The sequence below is a fragment of the Kocuria sp. ChxB genome (assembly GCF_044359605.1).
GTDB classification, from domain to species: Bacteria; Actinomycetota; Actinomycetes; order Actinomycetales; family Micrococcaceae; genus Kocuria; species Kocuria rhizophila.
Window position 1 is genome coordinate 1,472,654 of the sequence record NZ_CP121123.1, and the last position, 15,665, is coordinate 1,488,318.

Annotated in this window: 14 protein-coding genes and 1 riboswitch; of the genes, 8 read left to right on the plus strand and 6 right to left on the minus strand. The window is 70.5% G+C overall.

The window, feature by feature from the left end; genetic code table 11:
- Nucleotides 1–7 precede the first annotated feature (7 nt).
- Together P8S73_RS06490 and P8S73_RS06495 are read left to right on the plus strand one after the other, a co-directional pair.
- The gene (locus P8S73_RS06490; RefSeq protein WP_145000175.1) at nucleotides 8–1,009 is read left to right on the plus strand and encodes an ABC transporter ATP-binding protein; all 1,002 of its coding nucleotides are present in this window, start codon (nucleotides 8–10) and stop codon (nucleotides 1,007–1,009) included.
- A complete protein-coding gene (locus P8S73_RS06495) occupies nucleotides 1,006–1,800 on the plus strand; it encodes a hypothetical protein (RefSeq protein ID WP_121241477.1) in 795 nt (264 codons plus the stop codon). The genes P8S73_RS06490 and P8S73_RS06495 overlap by 4 nt, the downstream gene beginning before the upstream one ends.
- 113 nt (nucleotides 1,801–1,913) lie before the next feature.
- Here P8S73_RS06495 and P8S73_RS06500 read toward each other — a convergent pair whose 3' ends face one another.
- The 4 genes from P8S73_RS06500 to P8S73_RS06515 form a co-directional block, all read right to left on the minus strand.
- Entirely contained in the window at nucleotides 1,914–3,623 is a 1,710-nt protein-coding gene (locus P8S73_RS06500) for an ABC transporter permease (protein WP_396350257.1), read from the minus strand.
- Nucleotides 3,620–4,462 (minus strand): molybdate ABC transporter substrate-binding protein, encoded by an 843-nt coding sequence (gene modA / locus P8S73_RS06505; RefSeq protein WP_396350258.1) that lies wholly within the window; start codon nucleotides 4,460–4,462, stop codon nucleotides 3,620–3,622. Before modA ends, P8S73_RS06500 begins: the two co-directional genes overlap by 4 nt.
- On the minus strand, nucleotides 4,459–4,860 hold the full coding sequence (locus P8S73_RS06510; protein WP_208547234.1) for a molybdopterin-binding protein: 402 nt from the start codon (nucleotides 4,858–4,860) through the stop codon (nucleotides 4,459–4,461). The genes modA and P8S73_RS06510 overlap by 4 nt, the downstream gene beginning before the upstream one ends.
- A 297-nt stretch (nucleotides 4,861–5,157) precedes the next feature.
- Nucleotides 5,158–5,940 (minus strand): enoyl-CoA hydratase, encoded by a 783-nt coding sequence (locus P8S73_RS06515; protein ID WP_396350259.1) that lies wholly within the window; start codon nucleotides 5,938–5,940, stop codon nucleotides 5,158–5,160.
- A gap of 237 nt (nucleotides 5,941–6,177) precedes the next feature.
- On the opposite strand from P8S73_RS06515, the gene nadE reads away from it, so the two are divergent.
- Nucleotides 6,178–7,005, plus strand: a complete 828-nt coding sequence (nadE, locus tag P8S73_RS06520) for an ammonia-dependent NAD(+) synthetase (RefSeq protein ID WP_019309795.1) — start codon at nucleotides 6,178–6,180, stop codon at nucleotides 7,003–7,005.
- Nucleotides 7,006–7,012: 7 nt separating this feature from the next.
- Here the strand turns inward: nadE and nhaA are convergent, their stop codons facing one another.
- The gene (gene nhaA / locus P8S73_RS06525) at nucleotides 7,013–8,380 is read right to left on the minus strand and encodes a Na+/H+ antiporter NhaA (protein ID WP_019309794.1); all 1,368 of its coding nucleotides are present in this window, start codon (nucleotides 8,378–8,380) and stop codon (nucleotides 7,013–7,015) included.
- Between the two features lie 465 nt (nucleotides 8,381–8,845).
- On the opposite strand from nhaA, the gene P8S73_RS06530 reads away from it, so the two are divergent.
- The 3 genes from P8S73_RS06530 (at nucleotide 8,846) to P8S73_RS06540 (ending at nucleotide 11,823) form a co-directional block, all read left to right on the plus strand.
- On the plus strand, nucleotides 8,846–9,067 hold the full coding sequence (locus P8S73_RS06530; RefSeq protein ID WP_141564911.1) for a hypothetical protein: 222 nt from the start codon (nucleotides 8,846–8,848) through the stop codon (nucleotides 9,065–9,067).
- Between the two features lie 524 nt (nucleotides 9,068–9,591).
- A riboswitch (TPP riboswitch) is annotated at nucleotides 9,592–9,725 on the plus strand.
- Nucleotides 9,726–9,770: 45 nt separating this feature from the next.
- Nucleotides 9,771–10,535: a 3-oxoacyl-ACP reductase gene (locus P8S73_RS06535; RefSeq protein WP_019309790.1), complete on the plus strand. Its 765-nt coding sequence runs from the start codon at nucleotides 9,771–9,773 to the stop codon at nucleotides 10,533–10,535.
- Nucleotide 10,536: 1 nt separating this feature from the next.
- Nucleotides 10,537–11,823 carry an LLM class flavin-dependent oxidoreductase gene (locus P8S73_RS06540; RefSeq protein WP_121241485.1) on the plus strand — a complete coding sequence of 429 codons (1,287 nt, stop codon included), beginning with the start codon at nucleotides 10,537–10,539 and terminating at the stop codon, nucleotides 11,821–11,823.
- Between the two features lie 307 nt (nucleotides 11,824–12,130).
- Here P8S73_RS06540 and P8S73_RS06545 read toward each other — a convergent pair whose 3' ends face one another.
- Nucleotides 12,131–13,390 (minus strand): phosphatidylserine/phosphatidylglycerophosphate/cardiolipin synthase family protein, encoded by a 1,260-nt coding sequence (locus P8S73_RS06545; protein ID WP_191551079.1) that lies wholly within the window; start codon nucleotides 13,388–13,390, stop codon nucleotides 12,131–12,133.
- A gap of 349 nt (nucleotides 13,391–13,739) precedes the next feature.
- Between P8S73_RS06545 and P8S73_RS06550 the strand changes: the two genes are divergently transcribed.
- Nucleotides 13,740–14,546: an exodeoxyribonuclease III gene (locus P8S73_RS06550; RefSeq protein WP_191871879.1), complete on the plus strand. Its 807-nt coding sequence runs from the start codon at nucleotides 13,740–13,742 to the stop codon at nucleotides 14,544–14,546.
- 4 nt (nucleotides 14,547–14,550) lie between these two features.
- Nucleotides 14,551–15,510, plus strand: coding sequence for a hypothetical protein (locus tag P8S73_RS06555; protein WP_396350260.1), 960 nt, complete (start codon nucleotides 14,551–14,553; stop codon nucleotides 15,508–15,510).
- The last annotated feature ends 155 nt before the right edge of the window (nucleotides 15,511–15,665 follow it).

Consider the following 15,665-nt stretch of genomic DNA (forward strand, 5'->3'; position numbering starts at 1 on the left):
GGAGGGCATGATTCGCATCGAGCACCTCACCAAGCGCTACGGCGGATTCACCGCGGTGGACGACATCTCCTTCACGGCACAGCCCGGCCGGGTCACCGGTTTCCTGGGGCCCAACGGCGCCGGGAAGTCCACGGCGCTGCGGATGCTCACCGGTCTCACCCCGGCCAGCTCGGGTGAGGCGCTCGTGCTGGGCCACCGCTACGCCGAGCTGCCCAACCCCAGCCGGCATGTGGGCGTGATGCTCGACGCCGCCGCACAGCATCCCGGTCGCACCGGCCGCGAGGTGCTGCAGCTCGCCGCCACCATCACGGGTGCGGGCAGGGCACGGGTGGACGAGATGCTGGAACTCGTGGGGCTGGAGCCCTCCGAGGCGTGCCGCCGTGTGAAGAACTACTCCCTGGGCATGCGTCAGCGCCTCGGTCTCGCGGGCGCGCTATTGGGCTCACCCCAGGTGCTTGTACTGGACGAACCCGCCAACGGCCTGGACCCCGCGGGCATCCGCTGGATGCGCGGTCTGCTCCGGGACTTCGCGGACCGGGGCGGCACCGTGCTGCTGAGTTCGCACCTGCTGCACGAGGTGGAGCAGGTCGCGGACGACCTCGTGATGATCGGCCACGGCCGGATCGTCGCCCAGGGCCGCATGACGGACCTGCTCGCCACCCGCCCCGGCTGCGTGGCCGACGCCGAGGACCAGGCGGCCTTCGCCACCGCGCTGAGCACCGCGGGCATCACCTTCTCCGGGCGCGCGGACGGTGCCGCCGAGATCGAGGCCGACGCCGCCCGCGTGGGTCGCGTAGCGCTCGACGCCGGTGTGCCCCTGACCCTGCTGCGCCCCGCGGACGGCACCCGGCTGGAGGACATGTTCCTGCAGCTCACCGCGGACACCGCCCGCGACGAGCAGGGGCGGGGCGGCACCCCACCCGGCGCGGCGGCGTCGTCCGGCGCCACACCGCCCGCGCAGCCGTCACCCGCCCAGGGAATGCCCGCCCGAGAGGAGCCCACCGCATGAGCACCGCAACCACCACCACGGCCCCCTGGGGCCATGCAGAACCGACGGGCCGCGGGCTGTCGTTCCTCACCCTGCTGCGCGTGGAGCTGCGCAAGCAGGTGGACACGCGCGCCGGGCGCGGTCTGCTGATCGCGATCGGCGTGCTCACCGCCCTCGCGCTGGGGCTCACCGTGTGGCTGACCCGTGAGGAGGGTGCGGACCTCGCCGGTCTGTTCGTCGTAACAATGACGCCGCAGGGGTTGCTGCTGCCCGTGCTGGGGATCATCACGGCGTGCAACGAGTGGAGCCAGCGCACCGCCCTGATCACGTTCACGCAGGAACCCCGCAGGATCCGGGTGGTGCTCGCCAAGCTGCTCGCAGCACTCGTCCTGGGGACGATCGCCTTCGCGGCGGCGTGGGTCCTGGCACTGCTCGCACACCTGATCTCTGCCGGGCTCTCCGGCAGCCCCGTGAGCATCGACCTCGATCCCGGGCAGCTGGCGGGCCAGTGGCTCACCCAGATGCTCGCCCTCCTGCAGGGTGTGGCATTCGGGCTGGCGCTGCTGTCCGTGCCGCTGGCCATCGTGGCCTACTTCGTCCTGCCCACCCTGTACTCGGCAGCCGCTCTGATGGTCCCTTCTCTGCAAGATCTCGGGGCGTGGGTGAACATGACCGCGGCCTCCACCCCGCTCATGGAGGGAGTGGACCTCACTGCCACAGAGTGGGGTCAGCTGGGAACGTCCTCGCTGCTGTGGATCGGGGTGCCGCTGCTGATCGGCATCTGGCGGGTGCTCACGCGCGAGGTGAAGTAGGCGCGCCGCTCGGCGTTCCTCTTCCGGACACGAGGGCCGGTCCCCACCCTGCCCTGGGTGAGGACCGGTCCTCTGTGCTGGGGCTGCCCGTTTCTCGAGGTCTCCCTGGACAGTCAGCGGCGCCTGGCGGGTTCCGCCCGTTCCAGGCGCACGACGGTGTCCGCGAGCTCGGCGACGTCCGCGTCGTCGTGCGTGATGACCACCGCGGTGCGCCCGGCCAGCACGCGTTTCAGCACCTGTCTCATGCGGGGCCGGGCCGCCACGTCCAGTGCGCTCATGGGCTCGTCCAGCAAGATCACGCGCGGATCCGCGGCCAGCACGCGCGCGATCGCGACCCGCTGCGCCTGCCCTCCCGAGAGCTCATCCGGGCGCCGCTGCACGAACTCCTCCGCGCCCACCTCCCGCAGCCATGCCCGGGCACGACGCCGCCCTTCCGCCCTCCCTGCCCCGCTCGCCCGCGGCCCGAACGCCACGTTGTCCAGCACGCTCAGGTGGGGGAACAGCAGGGGTTCCTGGGCCATGAGGGCCACTCCCCTACGGTGCGCGGGGACCCACACGGGCCGGTCTCCGGTGTCCGCCCGGACCACGCACCGCTCCCCCACGTGAACCGCGCCACGATCCGGTGCCACCAGGCCGGCGACCACGCCGAACACCGTGGACTTCCCCACCCCGTTGGGCCCGAGCAGCGCCACGGTGGTGCCCGGCTCCACGGTGAACTCGGCGGCCACACCTCGTGGTTCGTGAGTGACGTCCACCCGCAGCCCGATGGGGTGGTGGGACCCCTGCGCCGGACTGCCAGCTGAGACCGTGGGCGTGGCCGACGGCGCATCTTGGGTTTCCTGTTTCTGCGGCAGCGACGCGAACGGGGTACGCCCGCCCATGGACCGGGACTCCTCTGACGCGGTCGGATCGGCAGGCCCTTCCCCGCCCCCACCCGGGGCGGCGGCATCCGCACGCGACTCCGGATCGGCCTGACCACCCGGCCCGCGAGCGCCGTCCCGCCCCACCCACCGGGTGAGGTTGGCGCGGAAGCCGGCCCCGCGGCGTCGTCGTGCGGGGGTGGTGAGACTGACGACCAGCAGCGCGACCAGGACGAGGAGCAGGGAGAGGGCCACGGCGGCGTCGGGGTCGGTTTCGCGCTGCAGGTAGATCTCCAGCGGGAGCGTGCGGGTGACACCCTCCAGGCTGCCCGCGAACGTGAGGGTGGCGCCGAACTCGCCCAGGCAGCGCGCGAAGGACAGCGCGGCGCCGGAGAGCACCGCGGGCAGGGCGACCGGCAGCGTCACGCGGAAGAGCGTGCGCGTGGGGGAGGCGCCCAGGCTCGCAGCAATCTGCTCGTAGCGGGTGCCCGTGGTGCGCAGCGCACCCTCCAGCGAGACCACCAGGAACGGCAGGGCCACGAACGTCTGCGCGAGCACGACGGCCGCGGTGGAGAACGCGATGTCCACGCCCAGTGCCGCGAGCGGCGCGCCCAGGAAGCCCGTGCGCCCGAACGTGTACAGCAGCGCGATGCCCCCCACCACCGGAGGCAGCACGAGCGGCAGCAGCACCAGCGAGCGGAACACGGTGAGGCCCCGGGCCGTGGACCGCGCCAGCACCAGGGCCAGCGGGCAGCCCAGGACCACGCACAGCGCGGTGGAGGCCACCGCCGTGCGGAGGCTCAGCCACAGCGCGGCGAGCGAGGACTCACTCGTGAGCAGCTCCCCCAGGTGCGCCCAGTCGATGCGCAGCAGCATCCCCACCAGGGGCAGCAGAATCAGCAGGGCACCCGCGGCCGCCGGGAGCACCACCCACCGCGGGGTCGCGGAGAACCGGCGCGTCACGGGGCGCCGAAGCCCGCGTCCCGCAGCACTTTCTGCCCTTGCTCACCCGTGACGAGGTCCACGAACTGCGCGGCAAGCTCCGGCTGCTCGGAGTCCTTCAGGGCCACGATCGGGTAGTTGTTGATCGCCTCATCCGCCATGGGAATGTCGATGGTCGTGACCTTGTTCCCGGCGGCCTTGGCATCCGTGACGTACACGATGCCGGCGTCCGCCTGACCGCTGGTGACCTTGCCGAGCACGTCCGTCACGGCGTTCTCCTGGCTCACGGGCGCCAGCTCCACACCGTTGGCCTGCTCCACCTTCTGGGTGGCGGCACCGCACGGCACCTCGGGGGCGCACGTGACGAGCTTGACGTTCTTGCCCAGCACGTCCTGGATGCTCCTGATTCCCGCCGGGTTGTCCTTGGGCACCACGAGTGTCAGCACGTTGGTGGCGAAGATCTTCGGCTCCCCCTGGGCGAGGTCCGCGTCCGTCAGCTTGGTCATGTTCTTCTGGTCCGCGGAGGCGAACACGTCCGCGGGTGCGCCCTCGGTGAGCTGCTGCACCAGCCCCGAGGACCCGCCGTAGTTCACGTCCACGCTCACGCCGGGGTGGTCCTTCTCGAACTCGTTGGAGAGCTGGTCGAAGGACTGGGTGAGGGACGCCGCCGCGGACACCCGCAGGGTCTTGTCCCCGCCCCCGGCCCCGGCCTCCGGGGACGACGCCGCTGCATTGCTTCCCCCGCTCTGCCCACCGCAGCCGGTGAGCACCAGGGTGCCCAGACCCGCAGCGGCCACGAGGGCGGTGAGGCGGCGTCTACCCGCGGTGCCCGGTGTCTTCTGCTCTGCGCACGCCATCATTTGCGCCCCTCCGTCTCCACGATGACCGCCGTGGACTTCACCACGGCCGTGGCCACGGAACCGGGCGCGAGCCCGAGGTCCTCCACCGCCTCCGTGCTCATCAGGGACACGATCCGGTGCGGACCGCACTGCAGCTCCACCTGGGACATCACGGGGTCGGACTTCACCGCGGTCACCAACCCCACCAGCCGGTTTCGGGCGGAACTGCTCACGCGCGCGGGATCCTCGGGGCTCACCGCGGTGCGGCGCGCCAGCTCGGCGAGGTCCGCACCGTCCACCACCAGGTGCCCCGTGCCGTCCTTCTGCCCGGGAAGGGCACCCTGGTCGATCCACCGCCGGACGGTGTCGTCGCTGACACCCATGAACGAGGCGGCCTGAGCCACACGGAGAAAGGTCATGAGCGCATGTTATCCGCAGGTGCGGGCCCCGGGGTCAGAAAGACCCGCAGATGCGGACCCAGATGGTGCCGCGCCGGTGGACAGCTGGCCGCTGGTGCTGCCTAGTGGAGTAAAAGCAGATCCGCAGCCGCATTTCTGCGTTTGCTCCGCTAATGCAGACCACCCCGGGGCGCGCAGGTCACCCCAGGAGCACCCCCCCGGGCAGAACGACGACGTCGCTCCCCACCTTCCGGGGAGCGGCGTCGTCTGCGCGTGCCCTGTCAGCACATCATCTGCGCCACAGGACGGAGCCCGGGCTCACTCGTGGGAGAAGTTCGGCTTCCGCTTCTCCGTGAAGGCCGCCATGCCCTCCTTCTGGTCCGCAGTGGAGAACAGCCCGTGGAACACGCGGCGCTCGTACTGCAGTCCCGCGGCCAGGGTGGTCTCGTACGCGGTGTTGACGGTCTCCACGGCGTGCTGGGCCACCGGCTTGGACATGCCGGAGATCTTCGTGGCGACCTCCAGCGCGGTGTCCATGAGGGAGTCGGCGGGGACCACACGGGAAACGAGTCCGGAGCGCTCGGCCTCCTCGGCGTCCATCTGGCGGCCGGTGAGGATGAGGTCCATCGCCTTGGCCTTGCCCACTGCGCGGGTCAGCCGCTGGGTGCCGCCCATGCCCGGGATGACGCCCAGGGTGATCTCCGGCTGCCCGAACTTGGCGGTGTCCGCGGCGATGATCATGTCGCACATCATGGCCGCCTCGCAGCCACCGCCCAGGGCGTAGCCCGCGACCGCCGCGATCTTCGGCGTGCGCAGCCGGGCGAAGGTGTCCCACGCGGAGAAGAAGTCCTCGCGGTACATGTCCGAACCGGTCTTGGAACCCATCTCCTTGATGTCGGCGCCCGCGGCGAACGCCTTCTCGGAGCCGGTCAGGACGATCGCACCGATCTCCGAATTGCGGTCCAGGTCGGTGGCGGCCGCCACGAGCTCGGTCATGGTCTGCACGTTCAGCGCATTCAGCGCCACGGGACGGTTCAGCGTGATCACGCCCACGCGTCCCTCGCGGCGGACCAGGATGGTGTCGTAGGTGTTCTCAGTCATGTGGCCAGCATCTCACGACGCCGCTGTTCCCCGCCTCACACGCACGGGTGACGGTCCACCACCGCATTCGGCCCGGAACGCTGACCCTCTGTTGACACGACAGATGCCGCACATGATGCGCCCCTGCCATCCTGGCCAGGTGCGGGGTGACGGTGAGGGACTCGCCGAGGCGACCCAGCGGCGTCGTGGGCCGGGGTCCGTCACACCCCTGAAACACGCGGTCGCTAGCATGGCGGCATGCGTGAATTGCAGGCACAGATCATCGCCGAGCTCGGGGTGGCCCCGCGGATCGACCCGGAGACGGAGGCGGCGCGGCGCGTCGACTTCCTGTGCGACTACCTCCGGGCGACGCACACCAGGGGCTTCGTGCTGGGCATCAGCGGCGGCGTGGACTCCACGCTCGCGGGACGGCTCGCCCAGCTGGCCGTGGAGAAGCTGCGCGAGGACGAGATCCCCGCGGAGTTCGTGGCCATGCGCCTGCCCTACCGCACCCAGCAGGACGAGGACGACGCGCAGGCCGCGCTCGCCTTCATCGAGCCGGACTGGGTGCTCACGTACGACGTCGCTCCGGCCGTCGACGGGTTCGAGGCCGCCTACGCCGCGGCCACCGGCGAGCAGCTCACCGACTTCACGCGCGGCAACACCAAGGCCCGCGTGCGCATGACCGCGCAGTACGCGGTGGGCGGGGACCACAACCTGCTGGTGATCGGCACGGACCACGCGGCGGAGTCCATCACCGGGTTCTTCACCAAGTTCGGGGACGGCGGCGCGGACCTCCTGCCGCTGGCCGGGCTGGACAAGCGGCAGAACCGGCAGCTGCTGGAGTACCTGGGGGCCTCGGAGCGGCTGGTCGGGAAGGTCCCCACCGCGGACCTGCTCAACGACAACCCCGGGCGCACGGACGAGGACGAGCTGGGCCTCACGTACGAGGACATCGACGACTACCTCGAGGGCAAGGATGTCCCCGTGGAGGTCGCGGAGAAGCTGGAGCAGATCTTCCTGCGCTCCCGCCACAAGCGCACCGTGCCGGTGACCCCGGCGGACGCGTGGTGGCGGGAGGGCTGAGCCCTCCTCAAGCGGAGAGGGATGCGCTGCGGTACCTGCGGTTGCGGACCGCCAGCAGCCCACCGGCCAGCACCGCCGCCAGCACCGAGGCGGTCAGCACGGCCACCTTGGCCTGGTCCCCTGCGGCCGCGGACGGGTCGAAGCTCAGCTCCGCGATCAGCAGGGACACCGTGAACCCGATCCCGGCCAGCAGCGCGATCCCCACCAGGTCGATCCACTTGTAGGACGGGTCCAGCTTCCGCCCGGTGAGCACGGTGGTGAGCCATGTGGCCGCAATGATGCCCAGCGGCTTGCCCAGGACGAGGCCCGCGATGATGCCGAGCGTGACGGGGGCGGCGAGCGCCGTCGTCAATCCGTCCCAGCCGCCCACCGCGACGCCCGCGGAGAAGAACGCGAAGACCGGCACCGCGAACCCGGCGGACAGGGGCCGCACGCGGTGCTCCAGGTGCTCGGCGAGCTCCACGGGCTCCCCGGAGGCCCTGGCCCCCATGACGGGAACGGCGAAGCCGAGCAGCACGCCGGCGACCGTGGCGTGGATCCCGGCCTCGTGGACCAGGGCCCACGTGATCACGGCCAGCGGCACCAGGATCACCCACGCGGCCCACGTGCGGTGGGCGAAGAAGCGGGGGAAGCGGTGCGCCAGCAGCCCGAACACGGCCAGCGGGACGAGCGCGAGGAGCAGCGGGAGCACGTGCACCTCGTCCGTGTAGAAGACCGCGATGATGGTGATGGCCAGCAGGTCGTCCACCACCGCGAGCGTGAGCAGGAAGAGGCGGAGCGCGCTGGGCAGGTGCGATCCCACGATCGCGAGCACCGCCACGGCGAACGCAATGTCGGTGGCGGTGGGGATCGCCCAGCCGCCCAGGGTCTCGGGGTTCGTCGCGTTCACCGCGGCGTAGATCAGCGCGGGGACGACGACGCCGCCCACGGCCGCCGCGATCGGCACCGCCGCCTTGCGGAGGTCCCGCAGATCACCCGAGACGAACTCGCGCTTGAGCTCGAGGCCCACGAGGAAGAAGAAGATGGCGAGCAGTCCGTCCGCGGCCCAGGTGCCGAGGCTGAGCTTCAGGTGCCACGGCTCGTAGCCGACCTCGAGGTCACGGAGGGCGAAGTAGCTCTCCACAAAGGGCGAGTTGGCCCAGACGAGGGCGATGACAGCGGCAACCACGAGGAGGATGCCAGCCACGGTCTCGCGGCGCAGGACGTCCTGGAGCCGGGAGAGGACGCCACCCGAGGGGTGGTCGGGCTCGCACGGCGGCTCAGGATGGTTGAAGAAACCGGGCTCCGAGACGAAGCCGGAGGACTCTTCCTGCGCCACGGGCTCCGGGGATCCGGGCTCACGGTGGGCAGGGGTGGACGTGTGGTGCAGGGGCATGGATCACTCCAGTGTCGACGGGCATCACGCTCATTACCGCCGACCAGACTTCCCGGCACACCAGCCAGTAAGGGTAGCAGGGCGCCTTTATGCGGCGCACCCGTGCTTTCCATCATGACCTTGGGTCCCAGCTGCAGAGGCGGGCGCACCCGACTGATACCCCTAGAACCTGCGCCGTTGTCCGGCACCCGATCAGAGGTCGCGAGGCGGAGCATCCATCGAATCGCGGCTGACTCTCTTCTTGTCCTCGGCGGACCCTATGAGGTCCTTTCGGGCGAAGAACCAGACCAGACCGCCCGCCCGAAAAACCCCCACAATGATGGCCACCCACATAGTTGTATTCATGGCCCCAAGCTATCAACCAGATTTCCGACTACCGCGCACTACCCGCGTTCCAGATGTGAGGTGAATCGTTGGCAAAACTGCGCGCCTGACATGAGAGGCCACCCTGCCTACGGTGGGGGCATGCTGAAACGGAAATCGGTGGGCTTGCTGATCCAGGGGTCCGCGATGGTGGCCCTCTTCGTGATCACCGTCATTGGAGCGCGGGAATCGTGGCTGCTCATGACCCTAGAACTGCTTTTTGCCGTCATCTTCTTCACCAAGGCGGTGCAAGCACGGCGTGCAGAAGTCGAGGCGGAGCGCCGTCGAGCGGCGCGCCGCCCCGCGAGCAACGGCCTGACCTGACCGAGCCGCCACCGGCAGGACCGGCTATTAAGGATTGCGGCGCGGCTGTGGCTTGGAAACACGAGCCAACATCAGGCTGATTCCCCACAGGAACAGGACCAGCAGCGGTACGAGAGTCATCATGGACGGCTCGTCCACGACTATCACGCCGCCCACGTTCTCCCAGGTGCACGTGTGGCCCAGTGGCACCCAGCTCCACCCCGGCTCACCGTAGATCGAGCTTCCGTCGCCCAGTTCGCAGGACAGAGATCCGGAGTGCACGAGTCGCTCCGCCACGAGCCCTCCGATCCAGGCGAGCATCGCTGCGAGCCACAGCACCCATCCGACGTTGCTTGCCCGTGAAGCGGCTGTTCGGTGTGACATTCACCCGTCTCCGTTCTGGCTGCTGTGCCCCACCGCCGAGCGCCGAGCGCACTGTCGGTAATTTGGTCCCGCCACTTTCTTACCAGGGTTCCCTGCGACTTCGTCCTTCCCGGTCAATCCACCCACTTGATCCTCGTCAGACTTCCCTGGCTACACTGACCACCAGTGACACGGGGTGCCGCCACCCTCCCTCCCAGCCCCACCGGGCGGACGGACGGGGCACCGCAGCGGCTGAGATGACACCCGTCGAACCTGTCCAGTTAGTACTGGCGAAGGGATGTCACGGTCGCACCGCGCAGGTGGCGCACCGCTTTCTTCGCCGTGAGCCACAGGAGTGAGCATGTGGATCGAGAACACCATCGTCCTGGTCACCGGCGGAGCCCGCGGGCTCGGGGAGCACCTCAGCCGGGCGTTCGCGCGCGAGGGTGCGCGCGTCGTCGTGAACTACCACTCCAGCGAGGAGCGGGCCCGTGCGCTGGTCAGCGAACTCGGGGAGGACAGGGCACTCGCGATTCAGGCGGACGTGACCGACGCCCAGCAGGTGCAGGACATGGTCACCCAGGCCAGGGAGCACTTCGGCGCGCCGGTCACGGTGGCGGTGAACAACGCCCTGGTGGACTTCAGCTTCAACGGGGACGCCCGCCCCACCCTGGAGAATCTGACCGCCGAGAACCTCACCCAGCAGTTCCAGGGCGCCGTGGTGGGCGCCCTCAACGTGATGCAGGCGGTCACCCCGGGCATGGCGGAGGCGGGCGAGGGGCGCATCATCAACATCGGCACCAACCTCTTCCAGAACCCCGTGGTCCCCTACCACGACTACACCGCCGCGAAGGCCGCCCTGCTCTCCCTCACCCGCACCGCCGCCAAGGACCTCGGCCCGCAGGGCATCACCGTGAACATGATCTCCGGCGGCCTGCTGCGCACCACGGACGCGAGCGCCGCCACCCCGGACGAGGTCTTCGACTTCATTGCCGCCGGCACTCCCCTGGGCCGTGTGACCACCCCGGAGGAGTTCGCGGACACCGCCCTGTTCTTCGCCTCGGACTGGTCCCGCGGGGTCACCGGCCAGAACCTGGTGGTCGACGGCGGGCTGGTGATGGACTGACATGGCCCGCCGCCTCCACCTCAACGCGTTCCTCTACGGCGCCGGCCACCACCAGGCCGCGTGGCGCGCGCCCAACTCCTCGGTGCACCGCCTCACGAACATCAGCTACTACGAGGAGCTCGCGCAGACCGCCGAGCGCGGCCTGTTCGACGCCGTGTTCTTCGCGGACGGCCACAGCGTGGGCGACGTGTCCGGCGGACCCCACTGGTCCCTGGAACCGCTGACCGCCCTGTCCGCGATGGCGCGCGCCACCGAGCGCATCGGCCTGGTGTGCATAGTGTCCTCCACGTTCTTCACGCCGTTCCACGCGGCCCGGATGCTCGCGTCCCTGGACCACATCTCGGGCGGCCGGGCGGGCTGGAACGTGGTGACCTCCATGTGGGACGACGAGGCCCGCAACCACGGCTATCGGGCCATGCCACCCAAGGACGAGCGCTACGAGCGCGCCCGCGAGTTCGTGGAGGTGGCCCGCGCCCTGTGGGCCAGCTGGGACGAGGACGCCGTCACCGCGGACCCCGAGGGCCAGTGGGCGGACCCCTCCAAGCTGCACCGCCTGGACCACGAGGGCCGCCACTTCCTGGTGGACGGGCCCCTCACGGTCCCGCGCTCCCCGCAGGGCGAGCCGGTGCTGTTCCAGGCCGGTGCGTCCGGTCCCGGCAAGGCCCTGGCCGGGGACTTCGCGGAGGGGATCTACGCCGTGGCCTACGACCTCCCCGCCGCCCAGGAGTACTACTCCTCGGTCAAGGCGGAGGTGGCGCGGGCCGGGCGCGACCCGGAGGCCGTGGTCGTGATGCCCGGGCTGGTCACCTACGTGGGCCGCACCCACGAGGAGGCCCTCGCCAAGCAGGAGCGCGTGGACCGGCTGCTGCCCGTGGAGCAGTCCCTCGCGCAGCTCTCCACGTTCGTGGAGCAGGACTGCTCCGACTGGGACCTGGACGCACCCGTTCCCCCGCTGCCGCCCCTGGAGGAGTTCACCGGACCGCAGGGCCGCTACGGGACCATCCTGCGGATCATCGAGGCGGAGCACCCCACGGTCCGCCAGCTGCTCGGACGTCTGGCCGCCGGCGGTGGCCACTGCACCATGGTGGGCACCCCGGAGTCCATCGCGGGCCGGATGCAGGAGTGGCTGGAGAACGGCGGCGCGGACGGCTTCAACCTCATGCCGCCCGTGCAGCCGGACTCGCTCACGGACTTCGTGGACCTCGTGGTCCCCGAGCTGCAGCGCCGCGGCCTGTTCCGCACCGAGTACTCCGCCACCACGCTGCGCGGTCATCTCACCCGGGGCTGACCACCCACCGCACGACGCCGCCGCGCCCCTTCCCGGTCGCGGCGGCGTCGTCACGTGGAGACGCGGTGGCGTGGCCGCCCATCCGGGGGACCGCAACCTCGCCAGGCACCACGGCCCACATTCTTAAGTGCAGCCTTTGCCACTTTTCCGCCTCTGAGAGGCAAAACCTGCACTTAATCCTGGGGCGGGGGGCTTATTGCTGGGGTGGGGAGCTCGATCTGGGGGGGGAGGGTTCCGCGAGGGCGGCGGCGATCCGGTGACGGGCGTGCGGGGGCCGGCCGTGCGGCGTCGTCGTGCGCCGGGGATGTCAGAGCAGGGGGCGCAGCGGGACCAGCAGGACCTCCGCGACCCGCGCCATGGGGTGGCGCTCCCGCCACTGGGGGGAGGTGAGCTCCTCGCAGTGCTCGCTGTCCGCGAGGAAGACCTTCTCCATCTGGGCGGCGAAGTCCGGGTCCACGATCTCCACGTTGGTCTCGTAGTTGAAGGACAGGGAGAGGCGGTCCAGGTTGGCGGTGCCCACGGTGGACCACTGACCGTCGATCGTGGCGGTCTTGGCATGGATCATGCACGCGCCGTAGAGCAGGATGGTCACGCCCCCCTCCAACAGCTGGCCGTAGAACCCCCGGGACACCCAGTCCGAGAGGATGTGGTTGGAGTCCTTGGGGACCATGACGCGGACGTCCACCCCGCGGCGCGCGGCGTCCAGGAGCGTGTCCAGCACCTGCTGGTCCGGGATGAAGTACGGGGTGTTGATCCAGATGTGGTCCTGGGCCCGGTCGATCGCGTTCATGTACATCTCACGGATGGGGTACACGATCTGGATGGGCAGGTTCGCGTTCACCCGCACCTCGGGATCCCAGCTCTGCGGCGGAACCCACTCGATCTCCTTGTCCGGCTCGCGGTCCTCGTTCCACACCGTGGCGATCGCGTTGCGCAGACCCCACACGGCCGGGCCCACCTCACGGATGTGCGTGTCCCGCCACTGCCGGGAGTACAGGGAGCCGATGTTGAACCCGCCCACGAACCCGATCTCGTCATCCACCACCAGGATCTTGGAGTGGTTCAGGCCCGAGAACCGCAGGGGGCCCTTCCAGAACGGGCGGCGCAGGAACGGCACGCGGAACACGTGGATGTCGCTGTCGAAGGAGTAGAAGGTCTGCGGGATGACCAGGTTGGCGAAGCCGTCGTAGATCACGAACACGTCCACGCCGCGCTCCACCGCACGGTTCATGCCGTCCAGGAAGCGCTGCCCGATCTCGTCGTTCTTCCAGATGAACGTCTCCATGTGGATGGAGTGCTCGGCGTTGTCGATGGCCTCGAGCATGTCCTCGTAGACGTCCTCCCCGGACGTGTAGATGGTCAGCTCCGAGTCCTGCACCTGGGCCGTGAACGTTCCCGGACGCGGTGCGTCACGCTGCTTGCGCCCGCGCTGCTTCCACCAGTCGATGCCCGCCAGAGATGCCACGACCACGGCCTGCGCACCGAGCAGGGACCCTGCGCCCACACCGGCCGCCTTCAGCAGGATCCGGCGTTCTCTGATCTGTGACAGCACGTTCGTGGGGGTCATCCCGCCACACTACTGCCCCGTGTTCCCGGGCGTCCCGCCTCTTGCCTGGGATCCCGGTGGAAGTCCCCGGGGAATCCGCTCCGCGCCAGAGGCGGCCCCCACGCGTGAGGCACGGGAGCACGACGCCACCCACGGCCCGGGCGCACCCCGGGCTCCTCCGGTGACGGCGCCCAGCCCCTGGCGCAGTGGGGCGTGACGCCCGACCGCCTCAGGCCCCACGCGCCGCACCGGCCCCGTGCGGGGAACGCGGCCGAGCGGCGTCGTGCCCCGTGCCTGCGCCAGCCCCGGCCCGCGCGGGCCGCCCTGCACCGGTTTCTCCGGTGCCGCGCGGGTGGCTACGGTGGAGCCCATGAGAATTGCCACGTGGAACGTGAACTCCATCCGCGCCCGGGCCGACCGCATCGAGGCGTGGCTCGACCGCTCGGACGTGGACGTGCTGGCCATCCAGGAGACCAAGGCCAAGGACGAGAACTTCCCGTGGGAGCTGTTCGAGTTCGCGGGCTACGAGGTGGCGCACTTCGGCGTGAGCCAGTGGAACGGCGTGGCGATCGCGTCCCGCGTGGGGCTCACGGACGTGGAGCGCACCTTCCCGGACCAGCCCACGTTCGGCAAGCCCGGCCAGGAGCCCGCGCAGGAGGCCCGCGCGATCGGTGCCACCTGCAACGGCGTGCGCGTGTGGTCCCTCTACGTGCCCAACGGCCGCGGCCTGGAGGACCCCCACATGCCGTACAAGCTCGAGTGGCTGCGCGTGCTGGAGGGCCACGCCAAGCAGTGGCTGCAGGACGATCCGGACGCGCAGATCGCCCTGGTGGGCGACTGGAACGTGGCCCCGCAGGACGACGACGTGTGGGACATCCAGCTCTTCAAGGAGGGCGGCTACACCCACGTCAGCGAGCCGGAGCGCGCGGCGTTCCACGCGTTCATCGAGGACGCCGGCTACCAGGACGTGGTGCGCCCGCGCCACCCCGGCCCCGGCGTCTACACCTACTGGGACTACAAGCAGCTGCGCTTCCCCAAGAAGGAGGGCATGCGCATCGACTTCCAGCTGTGCTCCCCCGCACTGGCCGCCCGCGTGCAGGACGCCTGGATCGACCGGGACGAGCGCAAGGGCAAGGGCGCCTCGGACCACGCGCCCGTCGTGATCGAGATCGACTGACCCCGTGCCCCTGATCAACGCGGGCAGCGCCTACCGCAGCATCACGGGCTCGCCCGTGCGGTTCGCGCTGCGCGTCTACGTCCCCCAGCAGGACCTGGACGCCCACTACTCCCCCGGCATCCCCCGCGCCCTGGACCCTTTCACCGGCGGGGTGCACGAGTTCTCGGAGCAGCTGGCCCGCATCGCGGACACCTCCCAGTCCCTGCTGCCTCCGGCCCGCGAACCGCTGTGGACCATGCCGTTCTCCACGGCACCGGCCGGGGCGCGGCGGCTGCCCGGCACCTCCCCGGGCCGTGCCGGGCAGGTACCCGGTGCGTCCCCGAACCGCCCAGGGGACTTTCCCGTGTTCCACCCCACCCAGCGCCTGCGCCGCTCCCTGCGCCTGTTCACCGCCGCCGAGAACGAGGACAGCGCCCAGCTCCTGCCCCTGCTGGTCCCCGAGCAGGAGGTGGCGGAGGCCGCCAAGGCCACCTCCAGCGAGGCTTTCCAGCCCGTCTACACCCGAGAGGCCGCCTACGCGATCCCCCTGGCCTGGTTCGCGGCCTTCACCCCAGCGGACCATGTGGCGTCCCAGCACTCCGGGCAGGAGATCCACCGGTTCATCGCCCCAGCGGACGCCGCCGCGCAGCGCACCCTCCAGGCCGCACAGATCGTCGACGACGCCGGACGGGCCGTTTCCGGCGACACCCCCGAGGACGACCTCCCGGATGAAGCCCGACAGGCCGCCGCCTTCGCCCAGGACCTCACCCGGCTGAGCCGCTGGCTGGGATCCTTCAGCGCCGCTTCCCTGGTGAGCCTGGACTACGGCTCCCTGGCGGACCGGATCCAGCCGGACGAGTCCCCGCAGGACATGGCCGACGCCCTGGACCTGCTCCATGAGGGGGACCTCGGATCCGCGACGGCGGCGCTGCGGCGCATCTTCAGGCGCTGGGCCCCGCTGGCGCAGCTGCAGCAGGCGAACTGACCCTCGGAAGCAGAACCGAGCGCCGTCGCCCTCCGCTCTCCGCGCCTGGGAACCGGCGCACCCGGGGAGAGGCGCCCCCGCCGGTGCGCGAACCTGCGCGGCATGTGCTGCAGCTGCTGCATTTGCTCCGCTAATGCAGGTTCCAGGCCGTACGG